We start from the raw sequence: 12660 nt of genomic DNA, 5'->3' as shown, positions 1-12660 counted from the left end.
ATCGGGAGGCCTTGCGCGGCGAAACGCGCAGCGGCCGACCCCGTGTTCGCGTGAGCGTGATGGAGCGGCACAGTAGGTTGATGACATGAACACCGTGCCCGAGCCGACGCCGCGAGACCACGGCGGCGACAGCTGGCGCGAATACGGCCAGGAAGATCTTCCTGCGCCGCTGGCGGCAGCGTTGTCAGCCTTTGCCGAACACGGATATCACGGCACCTCGGTTCGCGACATCGCCGCACGCGCAGGTCTGAGTGTGCCCGGGCTGTATCACCACTATCCGTCGAAGCAGTCGCTGCTGAAGGGTTTGCTCGAGCTCACGATGAGTGATCTGCTCGGCCGGTCCGAAGCAGCGCTTGCCGAAGCCGGTCCGACGCCGCTCGAACGCTACGACGCCGTGGTGGAGTCCCTGCTGCGGTTCCACATGTACCGGCGGGCCCAGGCGTTCGTCGGCTCCACCGAGATCCGCAGCCTGGACCCGTCGTTCCGCACCGATTACATCCAACTGCGCGACAGGCAGCAGCGGATGGTCGACAGGCTGGTGATGGACGGCGTCGAGTCGGGTGACTTCCGCTGCCCCAATCCAGAGGACGCCGGACGGGCGGTCACCACCATGTGTGTGGGGGTCTCCACCTGGTACCGGCCACAGGGACGTCTCGGTCCCGACGAACTCGTTGCCCGTTATCTGCTGATCGCCAGACGGATGGTGGGGTACTTTCCGGATCAGCCGTGAGGGGTGACGTCGACCGGCTTGACCGTCGAGTCCGGGCGTGACATCCTGAGCCCATTACCGAACGAGCGCTCGGTCGGGATTGCCTTTTCGGGCCCTCCGGCGCCGCACTAGGAGGTGCACATGGCGATCAGCCTTTCCTACGATCCAGCCGTTGAGGACGTGGTCTCGAAAACCCGTGACTTCGTCCGCGACCACGTGATGCCGATCGAGGACGAGTTCGCCGGTGACATCACCGCCGCCGGCGGCGACAAGCGGAGACTGAAACTGCGTGACCAGGCGCGCGACGCCGGTGTGCTCGCGCCTCACGCGCCCGTCGAATACGGCGGCCTCGGCCTCAATATGTCCGATCGCGCCCCGGTCTTCGAGGCCGCCGGTTACTCGGTGTTCGGTCCGATCGCGCTGCACATCGGCGCACCCGACGAGGGCAACGTGCACATGCTCGCGCACATCGCCGGCGCGGACCAGAAAGAGAAGTACCTGGCTCCACTGGCCCGCGGTGACGTGCGGTCGGCCTTTGCGATGACCGAGCCCGCACCGGGCGCGGGTGCCGACCCGGCAGCACTGCGCACTGCGGCCACCAAGGTCGACGGCGGCTGGAAGATCAACGGCGACAAATGGTTCATCACCGGCGCCGACGGTGCCGGCTTCTTCATCATCATGGCGCGGACTGCGGGTTCCCCCGGTGACCGCGGCGGCGCGACGATGTTCCTCGCGCCGGCCGACACCCCCGGCATCACAGTGGGACGCCACATCAACACGATCGACCGCGCGATGATCGGTGGCCACTGCGAGGTGGCATTCCGCGACGTGTTCGTTCCGGACGAAGACGTGCTCGGAGAGGTCGACGAGGGTTACCGCTATGCGCAGGTGCGGCTGGGTCCAGCGCGTATGACCCACGTCATGCGCTGGATGGGCAGCGCCAACCGTGCCCAGGACGTCGCGCTCGACTACGTCGCACGCCGGGAAGCCTTCGGCGGCAAGCTCGGCGATCTGGGGATGATCCAGCAGATGGTGGCCGACAACGAGATCGATCTGGCTGCTGCGCGGGCGTTGCTGGTCAAGGCCTGCTACGCCCTCGATCAGGGGCAGCATGCGGGCGACGAGACGTCGATCGCCAAAACATTTGCCGCCGAGGCATTTTCAAGGGTCGTCGACCGCGCGATCCAGATGTGCGGCGGCCAAGGCGTATCCGACGAGCTGCCGTTGGCGCGTTTGCAGCGTGAGCTGCGGCCGTTCCAGATCTACGACGGCCCGTCCGAGGTCCATCGCTGGGCGCTGGCCAAACGGGCCGTGGGCAAGGCGAAGAAGGCGGCAGCCGCTACTGCCGCGAACGGGACGGCGTCGTGACCGAGCTACCGGGCATGGACGTCCCGGCCCTACGCGCCTTCCTCGTCGACAGCGGTGTGCCGGTATCCGGCGAGCTGGTGGTGGAGCTCATCAGCGGTGGCCGCTCGAATCTCACATTCGCTGCGCGCGATGACAATTCGCATTGGGTGGTGCGCCGTCCCCCGACGGGCGGACTGACACCTTCTGCCCACGACATGAACCGTGAGTGGACCGTCACCCGCGCACTCCAGGACACGCCGGTGCCGGTGGCGCGCACCGTCGCTTTCGACAAAGAGGGAACTGCCCTCGGTGCGCCGCTCACCGTGGTCGAGTTCGTGGAGGGCCTCGTGGTGCGTAGCGACGACGAACTCGACGCGCTCGACGACGATGCCGTGGAACGCAACGTCACCGGACTGGTCAAGGCGCTCGCAGACCTGCACGCCGTGGACTACCGAGCGGTGGGGTTGAGCGAGTTCGGCCGTCCCGATGGCTTCGTCGGACGGCAGGTGAAGTTGTGGGCCCGGCAGTGGGAACACGTGAAGACCCGCGAACTCGACGATGTGGCGACATTGCATGCGGCACTGACCGAGGCGATCCCTGCGCAGACCACCAACTCGATCGTGCACGGCGATTTCCGGGTCGACAACACCATTCTCGACGCCGGTGATCCGGGCGTTGTCAAAGCTGTAGTCGACTGGGAGATGTCGACCCTGGGTGACCCGCTGACCGACGTCGCACTGATGTGCACCTACCGGGAACCGATATTCGACGCCGTACTGGGGATGAAGGCGGCGTGGACAAGTGATCGGTACCCCTCGCCGGACGACATCGCTCAGCGGTACGCACTGGCATCCGGTCGTGAATTGTCCGACTGGAACTTCTATCTCGCGCTTGCCAACTTCAAACTCGGCGTGATCGGCGAAGGCATCACCCACCGCGCGCTCAGTGGATCGTCATCGGGCCGGGGAGCCGAGAATGCAGCGGCTGCGACCGGCGAGTTCATGGCGGCAGGATTGCGCGCCATCAAGGGAAAGAACTAGAGGGGCACACACGTGACACATGGTGCAGAACGCAAGGTGGCGTTGGTGACCGGTGCCTCGCGCGGTATCGGCGCGGCGATCGCGACCCGATTCGCCGCAGCAGGCTGGGATCTGACGATCAGCGCCCGCAGCCCGGAACCATTGCAGGACTTGGCCGGCCGCCTTTCAGGCGAACACGGGGTGCGCGTGGAGGTTGTCACCGCCGACATGTCCGACGAGGAGCAGTTGCAGTCGCTGGCCGCGGGTCACCTCGAGCACTTCGACCGGGTCGACGCACTGGTCCTCAACGCTGGGATGGGGCAGAAGGGGCCGATCGGTGAACTGCCGGTTCGCCGATTCGACAAGCTGTACCAGGTCAATGTCCGCTCGGCCTACGTGTTGCTCCAGTCGTTGCTGCCGACTCTGCGCAGTACCGCCGAGACTGCCGGTGCTGCGAAAGTGGTTGCCATAGCATCGATCACAGGAGTGCACCCCGAGCCTGAGTTGTCCGCATACGGTGCCACGAAGGCCGCGCTGATCTCCCTGTGCGAAACCTTCAACCTCGAGGAATCCGAGAAGGGCGTCTCGGCGACCACCATCTCACCCGGTTACGTCAACACCGACATGTCCACGTGGACCGCGATCCCGGCCGCGGAGATGATCACCGCCGACGACGTGGCCACCATGGCATTCGCGGTCACCGAGTTGTCGCGGTACGCGGTCCTTCCCGGCATCGTCCTCACCCGGCCCGGTACCAACCTGGGGCGTGCCTGACTTGCGTCACTAGAACCACTGTCACCGCTCAGAGCCATGGCTCCTCGTCATCGGGCGGCAGACTAACGCTGGTTGATCCATCCGATGCGGTCCGCAGTGAAGATGAAGGACACGTCGTAGAGCACAATGTACTGGCCTGGGGGAGAGCCAGGAGGATTGTCGAAGCACACATCGCCTGAGGCGGTTCCGCCAGGAGCGACTTGACCAGAGTTCAGCGGGGTTTCGCTTCCTACGAACGAAGAGTTCCGTATTGCTCCGTTTGGATCCTGCAACTTCCAATCGAAGACGTTAAAGCTGGCTTGGTCTTTTCCCGCGTTTCGGATCGTCACTGCGGTGCACAGGTAATTCGAACCAAAGGTGCTGGTGTCAATTAGGGGGGTCGTGGTGGTGGTGACATCTTCGAGTGTGACCGCATCCCCGGCATTGGCCGCGGTGTCACCGGATTGCTTGCCCGGAAACGTCAGCCCACTCTCGGCCGGTTTGCTGCCTGCGCTCCCGCCAGATGTCACAGTGGCTTCATCATTACTACTCAAACCTGCCAAAGCAGCAACACATCCACCGAACAGCAGCACAAACACACCGAGAAGGATCCAGGGCCATATTCTACGTTTTTTGGGAGGGGGCGCCTGTTGGTAGTACCCCGGAGCGGAGCCTCCCGGATAGCTACCTTGGGGATAGGGGTAGCCGCCAGACGGTTGCACGTACTGCGGATTGTTGGGGTCGTAGGGGGGTTGTGAGTTGGACACGACCGCTCCTTCGTTAGCTTACGAAATACAACATTAAGTTTGAGATACGCAATCGAAGTATCGGCCGCCTTGCGGGCGGTGTTACCGCCGTCCGGGGTCACTATCTGGCAGGAGCCAACCCAGCCTTGAACGACAGACCTAAAGGGGAGTCCAAGCCAGTTCAGGCTGAGTCACACCGACATGTTCACGTGGACCGCGATCCCGGCTGCGCAGATGATGACCGCCGACGACGTGGCCACCAAAGCGTTCGCGGTCACCGAGCTGTCGTAGTACGCGGTTCTTCCCGGCATCGTCCTCACCCGGCCCGAGACCGACCTGGGTCGTGCCTGACACCGCTGGTGGTGGGCGTACGCGCATGGGAGGGTCTCAGAAGTGGCGGGATCTAGTGGGGGTGTCGGGATGAGTAGAGGGCGGGTCGCGGTGGTGTATGCCGCGGCGGCGATTGCAGTCATCGGAGCGGTATCGGCCTGTTCGCCCGACCGGCCGCCGAATGAGACATTCTCCGTCCAAGATCCTTTTGACGTCGATGACCTCGACGATCCGTCGAACGTAAAGCGCCCTGATGTGGAGGGCAATGTCGTTGTACGGGGAGCGAAATCGTCGTGTGCGGGCCTGGCCGTCGGCGTCGATGACTTCTACCTGAAGCGAGTAGACGTCGAGGTCGGTGAGGGGGGAGACGGAGTCGCGACCAGGGTGACGTGGACTTTGTCGAGTCCGATCCCACCGTTTGGTGGGACGGTGTTTGTGTTCACAGGGGTAAGCGCTGACGAGACGGAGTCGATTCAGCTCCGTTACTCCGTGGCAAACGGCCAACGGTTCGAGCTGTATGTGCTCAACAGCGAAGACCGGAGAATAGACCTCACTGGCGAGCCACTCCGTACCGACACTGGAGTTGTCAGTGTGGTCGTTCCATCGCCAGACATCATGGTGTTGGGCGCGGGATTTCACTGGTCAGCGGAAATGTCACACAATTCCGGTGCCGTGCAACATTGCCCGGCGTGAACGAGGGTCGCGGGTGTCGGACGAAGGCCCGACGCTTGATCGATGGGCTTGGTGGGGCGCTCAAACCTTGTGCGAGCGTGTAGGAGTTCTTTGTGCCGGCCGTTACGCTAGCCGGGATGTATATCGGGGAGGTTGAAGCGTCGGTCCTCGACAGGTTCCGGCGGTCTGGCGGTCTCGCCGACGTCGAAACACTGCGTAGGTGCGTGCCGATACGCAGGGACCAGTTCGACAACTTTATTTTTGAGGCCACCCTTTGGGCGATTGACGAAGGCGCTGCGAACTCGTTCTCGTATGCCTGCAGCGAATTCAAGGCGGCGTACCGGTCAGATCAGACCGCCCTCGGCAGTCCGGTGCCTCTTGTTCCGCCGGCGGTCACCGAACACGTCGGCCGCATCGTTTCTCGATGGCAGCTTGGTCGGCAGGTCGCCGGGGCTATAGATCTACCCGACGAAGAGGCTCGGCTTCGCGCGGAGCTGTATCTAAACCTTGGCGGCGACCTTGGGGATGGGCTGGCGGCCGCGGGGCGCCGTCTCTGTAGCCGCATGTGGTCGGCACGTATCGGAGACGGCTTTGTGCACCCCGTGGTTGGCGGACACATCTGGAACAGCAACGCAGGGAGTTACGGCGGCGATGACGTTGGTGGCGGAGGACCGCTCATCGACGCGATCTACGCTGCCGGTGATTTGACAGGACGATGGCAGTCCGAACCGGATGACCGTCCCGTCATCGACCGCGAGATTATCGACCTGGCACACACTTTGGGCTGGAAGCTGTAGGAGAAAGCCCGTATCAAGGCGCCCCGGGCCCGTGCTGCTGCCGTCACTGCAGCCATGGGCCGTCGCTTCACCTGAACCTGAATCTGAGTTGAAATCGTTGCATGCGACTACTCGATGGCGTAGCCGAGCGCCCATCCGTGATCGGCAAGTGACTTGAGCAAATTACGGTCGCCGTGCTCGCAAGCTATCGCGGGGTAGGTGTCGTTGGGTAGGTGGGCCGTCGCGAACACGCCTGGGCGACCGCCCACGGAGTCTCGCAGCGTTGAGGCCGCCAGATACTCGCCGTAATACAACGGAACCCCTGGATAGACTTTGCTCCTACAGTTGCCGCCCGCCACGGTGCCAGTCAACGGGCCAGTGTCCGCGCTGCGCGTTCCGGGCGAACAAACAATTTCGAGAGCAGCGGCAAGCGATGGGCCCGCAGGGTCCGACGTCTCGTTGCCGATGACGATGATGCCGGCAGAAACCAGCGCCACCAGAATCGCCCCAGGAACGATAAAGCGCCAGCGGCGTGCCCCGACTCGCTGGCGCAGTGTCGTCATCACCAAACCTTGCCACATGGGTGACGCAGATCCGCTGCAGTGAGGTTCTGTTTCGTCGCTGGTGTCGAAACGTCCTGCAGCGAAGCTATTTACGTCGGTATGATTGGCTACGTCGGGTTAAATCCGGGGAGAGGTACGCCTCGTCGGAGGGCTACTGCGGGGCGGCGAGTATCTGTTCGACGAGGATGTCGGCGCGGCCCGCGTGCCGTGCCAGCTCCTCGATCATGTGAAGCCCTATCCAGTGGAAGGTCACCTCGCCGCGGCGGTAGTGCACGAACCGGTCGGCCGGATCAGGTCCTTGCGCGATGTGTCGGGAACGGTCAGCGGCAGCTTCGTATTCTGCGATCACGTCTGCGAGCGTTTGTTCGGGATCCACCAGCCATCCGCGGTCGTCGCCCGCCGCATAGCCGTCGCACTCGGCCGCGGCAAGACCCGCGACAGTGCGTTGGAACCAGACCCTTTCCGCCGCGGCGCAATGTTTGACAAGTGCAATCGGAGTGGTCAGTGAAGGCACGAAGCGCGACCGGCTTTGAAAGTCCGTCAAGCGGGCCACCGAGTCGATCAGGGCCGTACGGTTCGCGTCGAGGACAGCGGCAAGCTCTTTGTCGATCATCGTCAGATTCTACGGAGAGGGCGGCAGCAAAGGAATACCGGAATTCATTGTCGGACGACCTCTCCAGACACACGGCACCACCGAGATTCGGGAAGCGTTCCGCCCTTGGTGACTAAACACGTTGTGCCGCAGCCGATAATAGATACTACGTGGCTGGCGATTGGTTTTTTCGGGCTGCAGTGGTGGCTGCCTACCAGAGATCCGCGGGGCGCCAGTCGCAGATGAGCGGACTTGTTGACTTGCCAGGTGTCAGTCGGGAGCTGGCGCTGGGGGCGGAACACGAAGATGCGGTCTTCTTCGTCATATGTGTCGATCAAGCCGGTGGAGCTCAGTGCTGCGGTGGGGCCCGTCCATTGACGCCAGTCCCGGGCGGCGTAGAACTCGGCGGCCGTGTCGACGGCGTTGAGGGCGCCGATGTCGTGGCGCTCGCGGATGATCGACTCTGCATGGTCCATGATCACCCGGCCCAGGCCGCGCCCCTGCTGATCGGCGCGGACGGCGACACCTTCGACGTAGCCGGTGCTGAACGAGTGGTCGTTGTGCCAGAGTGTGCGAGGTACGACCGACGCGTGTGCTATCAGGGAGCCGTCATCGGTAACCAGCACATGGACACCGTCAATGCCATGTATCTAGTCGTGGGATCGGAAGCTGGTTCCGAACGCATCCCGAACAAGCGCCTCCGCCGCGCGGGACTGCGCCGGCAAGAGCTCGCCGGGCTCCGCGATTAGTACATCAGCCATTCCTGCATGCTGCCATACGAGCGTCGAGAGACGGGCTACATTTCGGCATGGTGAGGAAGTCCAGTGCGGCACAAACGATTACGTCGATGAGCTGTACGGTCCACACCCTGCCTCTAACCAAAGTTAGACTAACGCAACAATAGTTGGAGAGTGCTGGATGGCGGAGCGGCCTCGTGGGACTATGCACATCCTAGATCGGGCTTCGTTTTGTCGTAGCGACGAATAATATTGTGACGCAATTCAATATGCTGAGAATAGGTATTCCGGCAATTAAACTTGACGAAGGAGTGGGTCTTGACGTGTGTTTCAAGCACCAGTGACTGTGATCGGGGTCGTAGGCCTGGCACGGCGGGTTGAGTTAGGGGTCAGCGTCGAATCCGAGTGACCTGTCGATGAGATCGATGTCGGTGGCCTTGATGGGGCGAATCTTGAGGGCGGACAGGTCGCGCATGAGTTCGGATGTGTCGATAGGTGACAGCTGCTGTGATCCGCTGACGCTGACGTCAACGATGCGCTGAGTTTTCCATTGCTGGGCGTTGGAGATGTTGAATCCGGGAAAGACCATCATGGTCGCTAGGGCGCCCTTACCGATGGGTTTGTGTAGGGCGATTTGTGCGCCTTTGTCTTGGGGTTCCTCGCGGACCCATCCTGATCGGCGCAGCGCCAGCAGTTCTCGGGTCGACACTTTCACGTTCTCGTACAAAGAGAGTCCCTTGGTGAGTTCGTTGGTGTACACCGCGCGCCACAGTTGCTCGAACGGCTGCTCTAGTGCGGAGTTATCGAACACTGTTTGCCACGCCCGCAGGTCGTCGCTGGCCATCGCGACGGGGTGGGCTAGTCGAATGGTGGCAGCACCGTCGAGGTGGAGTGGTTGTTCGCTGGCAGTGACCGGTTCTTTCGTGAGTTCGTCGAATCGGAAGAACGCGCCTTGATCGTTGACCCAGAGCAGGTTACGAGCCAGTGGTCCCATCAGGGGATGGTGCAGGTATCGCTGTACGACCGCGTCGAGTGTCCACCGCCGTTCGGTGAGCATTGCGGTCTCGAGGCGGCCGATGAGGTCGGGGCCGGTAGTCCGCAGGGTGCGTCGCATGGTGGTGTATTGCTTGTAGGTGTCGTGGACATCGCCTGGATCTGCGGCGTTTGGTGCTGGGACGTCAGCGAGGGGGGTCCCGGTCGAGTCCGTGATCTGTACCTGGAGCCGGTTGGTGAGGCTGACCGTGAACGTTGTCCGGTGGTAGTCGATGATCATGGTGGACTGTGCGTCGAAGCCGAGTCGTGGGATGACGCGGTCGGCGAGGTCCTCTGGTGCGAGGTCGAGCTGGTCGGCGATATGGTTGATGTTGGCTTCGGCCTTCTTCCGCAGCGCGGGGAATCTCAGTCCGTCGGCGATTGTCCATAGGGCGTGCAGTGCGTTGTCGGATCCGATGGCCATGAGGACGTCGAGGCCGGTGGCGGCGCGGCGGTGGGCCGATTGTAGGGGCCATGTCTGGATCAGCGGCGCGAGCAGGTCCACGGTGATGTCATCGCCCAGCACTCCCAGCGCGTCCAGTGCCCAATCTTGTTGCGATGGAGAGCCGGCTGCGGACCAACGAGTGAAGATGTCTCGTGTGAACTGGGCGAGGTGAGCGGGTGTGATGAGGTGTCGAAGTATGTCGATGCCTGCGTATTCGTCGCCGAGCCGCGACATCGCCAACATGGTGCAGATGTTCGTGACGGCTGAGGCAGGCAACGGACGGCCGTCACCCTTGAGGGAGATGGGCGGCAGGAGGACGGGTGAGAGCCACTCGGGCATGGTGGGAACACGCGACGGCAGGTGCATGAGCGGGTCGGTGTCGAGGATCCGGGTGACTTCGGCATGGGCGTAGTCGCCGGCTAGCGCTCGGCTGGCGTCGAGCAGGTGGTCGCGGTGACCTTCTCGGCCCAACTGCCCCAAGAGCTGTTCGGCACGTCGTCGGGGTGAGCCTGTGGCGCCGAGCGTGTGTGCGACGAGATCGGCTGCGGCAGTGTCGATGTGGCGGCGAAACCAGTGCATCGCTGTCGGGCGGATCGACTTGTTCCCTAGGCGTTCGATCATATGGGTGCTGATTGCGGTGCCATCGATGGGCGCCAGGACAGGAGTTAGTGCGGGTCGGCTTCGCACGACGCGAAGGACGAAGTCCGCGGCAGGATCACCGAACCGGGCGAGAATCCGTTGCAAGGTGGGTTCGGCCCTCCATAAAAACGTGGGGATCCCCTCGCGCAGCAGCCGCCGGGCGATCTCATCGGGGGCATTGGCGACCGTTTCGAGATGAGCCTGGGAGCCGCTCGAGTAGTAGTGCCCGGTGTCGTCCGCGTGATACCTGTGCAGCCAATCATTGTGCTCTCCCGGGAGCCAGGACACAGCAAGTTCTCGCTCTGGCGCGGGCACGTTGAGAACCAGCGGTGACCGGCGAGAACGAGGCTGCTGCCAGGGTGGGCTGGCCAGCAATGCGGGTAGGTCCTCTGCCGGTACGCTCAATGCCGACGGGACGGTGGCAGCGGCCTTCGATGACATCTTGGGGTGTGTGCGCTGCAGATCGCTCAGCAGCCGCACTGCTGTCGGGCCTGACGCGACCGCAAGCATTCGAGCGGCCCGTTCGGGATTCCTGGTCATCGCGTCGAGAATGGCCGGTTCCACGTACTTGTCATCTATTCGCGACAACAGCTCGGTCAGAGCGGCATCGGTGTCAAACTCGGCCAGTATCTTGGCCATGATCTTCTTGTGTTTGGCGTACAGGTTGCCGTCGAACAACTCGCCGACTAGGTACTCACAGCCGGGCCCGGCGTTTGTGCACATGCTGTAGACCAGATGTGGATGTTGCCCCACCGCCCACACCGCTGTGCCCCGGGAAGGCTCTCTCGGGTCAATGCGTGAGGCGGTCTCGAATATGTGCTCGGCGGTCTCGACGGTGGTGACGCACGTCAATAGCCATATCACGCTCCATTTGTCGTCAACTTCGACAGAAGAGAACGCCTCAATGTCGCTGTCGACCCAGTCGTTTTGGGTAGGCAGAAGGAATGAGCTCTCAAGGTTGCCGGCCAGCGTCAAACCCCGCAGGCGTGCCGCCCGGTCGACAACAGCGGTGTACTCGGCATCGGCCAGGCCCGCCAGCAGCGTTCGAAGATGGCTATGTACCTCAGTGAGGTGGAAGCCGCGTAGGTCCTGCCACGCACGGGCCCGAATTTGTCCCGGTGCCTCGCCCCGCGCGGACACAGACGCCGCCACAATCACGCACTCCGCTGCGAAGTCGGTGCCGTAGTGAGCGACTACGTGCTCCAGCAAAGCGATACCCGAGTCCTGACTCGAGGTGGACGTTGTCAGCACCTCCCATGCGCACGCGGCCGCCAGCAACTGAGCGAGTTCTCGGCCTGCGAACTGGGACGCAAGAGATGTCGAGGTGGCAATCGCTGAAGGTATAACCGCATCGCGGTATGCGCGGTCGAACTCAGCCACGAGAGCGCCGGACATTTCAGCCCGGGCGCGGGCACCTTTCGCGTGACCCGAGCGGACGGATCGCGTAACCGGCCCACGCCCTCGAATGGACTCGGTGTGTTTCCACCACGAGTCCGGTACCTGCCAACTGCTCCGCCGAACTCCCACTGTTCCCCCGTCACCTAGCCTGCATTACGCACCTATAGCGGCGGCGAGAACTAAACTTGTGCGAAGCCACCTGAGACGAGCCTAACTGTGCTGAGCGTGAGTGGTTCCCCTTCTCGCCCCGCCGACCGTTCAGTACGATCGCGGCAGTTCCCCATTGACGAGAAGGCCGCTGTCCCAGTACAACAATGCCTCAGGTGCACACGCAACGAGCCGGTGGACGTTGCTTGGTATCGGAGCATTAAGAACCTGGTTCGGTATTGTCCGCGTATGCGGAGATTAATGGTCGGGTTCGTGGCCGGCGGCGCTCTGCTCCTGTGCGCCGGATGTTCCAACGACTCCGACGATTCGGCGCTCGTACTGGAGATCGGTGGCGACTACGAGTTCGCCGCCTACAGCGATTCCTCGGGAAGCCACGACTTCGAGCAAGGGCAGACCAAGGTCATCTTGACCGGAGACGAGATCCCGAAAAGCATCTTCCTCCAGGTGCTGCCATTCCTCGACGGACGAGCCGCCGAGACGTGGTGTAAGGCAACCCTGGACGGCGTAGTCCAGTATGAAGACAGTAGCGACCACGGAGCACTGTGCTCCGAGTTCCAACCGTACGGCGGCGGGAACCGGTTAGATCCCACCAAGTGAACTTGGCGAACCGTTTCATTCGCTGATCGGCCCTGCATCCGGTCGCGGAAGGTTCCGTCTCTGGTGACGAAACATATTGTGCCGCAACTTGTTACGCGGACAGTGTTTCACATGTCAAGTAAACATGACACGGCGCA

General features: G+C 62.7%; 12 protein-coding genes. 7 read left to right on the top strand and 5 right to left on the bottom strand.

Features of this window, described 5'->3' with window-relative positions; translation table 11 throughout:
- Positions 1-85 precede the first annotated feature (85 nt).
- The 4 genes from CSW57_RS09065 to CSW57_RS09050 all read left to right on the top strand — a co-directional run bounded on the left by CSW57_RS09065 (position 86) and on the right by CSW57_RS09050 (position 3849).
- Entirely contained in the window at positions 86-730 is a 645-nt protein-coding gene (locus CSW57_RS09065) for a TetR/AcrR family transcriptional regulator (RefSeq protein WP_023954281.1), read from the top strand.
- 120 nt (positions 731-850) lie between these two features.
- Complete coding sequence (locus CSW57_RS09060) at positions 851-2077, top strand: acyl-CoA dehydrogenase family protein (protein ID WP_099382513.1); 1227 nt, start codon at positions 851-853, stop codon at positions 2075-2077.
- 14 nt (positions 2078-2091) lie between these two features.
- Entirely contained in the window at positions 2092-3096 is a 1005-nt protein-coding gene (locus CSW57_RS09055) for a phosphotransferase family protein (RefSeq protein WP_189339252.1), read from the top strand.
- A gap of 12 nt (positions 3097-3108) precedes the next feature.
- Entirely contained in the window at positions 3109-3849 is a 741-nt protein-coding gene (locus tag CSW57_RS09050) for an SDR family NAD(P)-dependent oxidoreductase (protein WP_099382511.1), read from the top strand.
- A 62-nt stretch (positions 3850-3911) separates the two neighbouring features.
- On the opposite strand, the gene CSW57_RS09045 is transcribed toward CSW57_RS09050, so the two are convergent.
- Positions 3912-4595: a DUF4352 domain-containing protein gene (locus CSW57_RS09045; protein ID WP_223249146.1), complete on the bottom strand. Its 684-nt coding sequence runs from the start codon at positions 4593-4595 to the stop codon at positions 3912-3914.
- A gap of 423 nt (positions 4596-5018) precedes the next feature.
- Between CSW57_RS09045 and CSW57_RS09040 the strand changes: the two genes are divergently transcribed.
- A complete protein-coding gene (locus CSW57_RS09040) occupies positions 5019-5597 on the top strand; it encodes a hypothetical protein (RefSeq protein WP_143696504.1) in 579 nt (192 codons plus the stop codon).
- Between the two features lie 116 nt (positions 5598-5713).
- Entirely contained in the window at positions 5714-6373 is a 660-nt protein-coding gene (locus CSW57_RS09035; RefSeq protein ID WP_099382509.1) for a hypothetical protein, read from the top strand.
- Between the two features lie 107 nt (positions 6374-6480).
- Here the strand turns inward: CSW57_RS09035 and CSW57_RS09030 are convergent, their stop codons facing one another.
- The 4 genes from CSW57_RS09030 to CSW57_RS09015 all read right to left on the bottom strand — a co-directional run bounded on the left by CSW57_RS09030 (position 6481) and on the right by CSW57_RS09015 (position 11740).
- Positions 6481-6915 (bottom strand): hypothetical protein, encoded by a 435-nt coding sequence (locus tag CSW57_RS09030; RefSeq protein WP_143696503.1) that lies wholly within the window; start codon positions 6913-6915, stop codon positions 6481-6483.
- A gap of 151 nt (positions 6916-7066) precedes the next feature.
- A complete protein-coding gene (locus tag CSW57_RS09025) occupies positions 7067-7528 on the bottom strand; it encodes a DinB family protein (RefSeq protein WP_099382507.1) in 462 nt (153 codons plus the stop codon).
- Positions 7529-7572: 44 nt separating this feature from the next.
- On the bottom strand, positions 7573-8133 hold the full coding sequence (locus tag CSW57_RS09020; RefSeq protein WP_189339194.1) for a GNAT family N-acetyltransferase: 561 nt from the start codon (positions 8131-8133) through the stop codon (positions 7573-7575).
- 493 nt (positions 8134-8626) lie between these two features.
- Positions 8627-11740 carry a DUF4132 domain-containing protein gene (locus CSW57_RS09015; RefSeq protein WP_189339193.1) on the bottom strand — a complete coding sequence of 1038 codons (3114 nt, stop codon included), beginning with the start codon at positions 11738-11740 and terminating at the stop codon, positions 8627-8629.
- A gap of 414 nt (positions 11741-12154) precedes the next feature.
- Here CSW57_RS09015 and CSW57_RS09010 point away from each other — a divergent pair, with 414 nt between their 5' ends.
- Positions 12155-12523: a hypothetical protein gene (locus CSW57_RS09010; RefSeq protein WP_143696502.1), complete on the top strand. Its 369-nt coding sequence runs from the start codon at positions 12155-12157 to the stop codon at positions 12521-12523.
- Positions 12524-12660: the final 137 nt, after the last annotated feature.

The sequence above is a fragment of the Williamsia muralis genome (genome assembly GCF_002735905.1).
GTDB classification, from domain to species: domain Bacteria; phylum Actinomycetota; class Actinomycetes; order Mycobacteriales; family Mycobacteriaceae; genus Williamsia; species Williamsia muralis_A.
This window is presented reverse-complemented; position numbering and strand designations above follow the sequence as displayed.

Excerpts from the sequence above, each read along its gene's own strand:
- CSW57_RS09065 (WP_023954281.1), top strand. The coding sequence starts at position 86 with ATGAACACCGTGCCCGAGCCGACGCCGCGAGACCACGGCGGCGACAGC.
- CSW57_RS09060 (WP_099382513.1), top strand. The coding sequence starts at position 851 with ATGGCGATCAGCCTTTCCTACGATCCAGCCGTTGAGGACGTGGTCTCG.
- CSW57_RS09055 (WP_189339252.1), top strand. The coding sequence starts at position 2,092 with ATGGACGTCCCGGCCCTACGCGCCTTCCTCGTCGACAGCGGTGTGCCG.
- CSW57_RS09035 (WP_099382509.1), top strand. The coding sequence starts at position 5,714 with ATGTATATCGGGGAGGTTGAAGCGTCGGTCCTCGACAGGTTCCGGCGG.
- CSW57_RS09030 (WP_143696503.1), bottom strand. The coding sequence starts at position 6,915 with ATGACGACACTGCGCCAGCGAGTCGGGGCACGCCGCTGGCGCTTTATC.
- CSW57_RS09025 (WP_099382507.1), bottom strand. The coding sequence starts at position 7,528 with ATGATCGACAAAGAGCTTGCCGCTGTCCTCGACGCGAACCGTACGGCC.
- CSW57_RS09010 (WP_143696502.1), top strand. The coding sequence starts at position 12,155 with ATGCGGAGATTAATGGTCGGGTTCGTGGCCGGCGGCGCTCTGCTCCTG.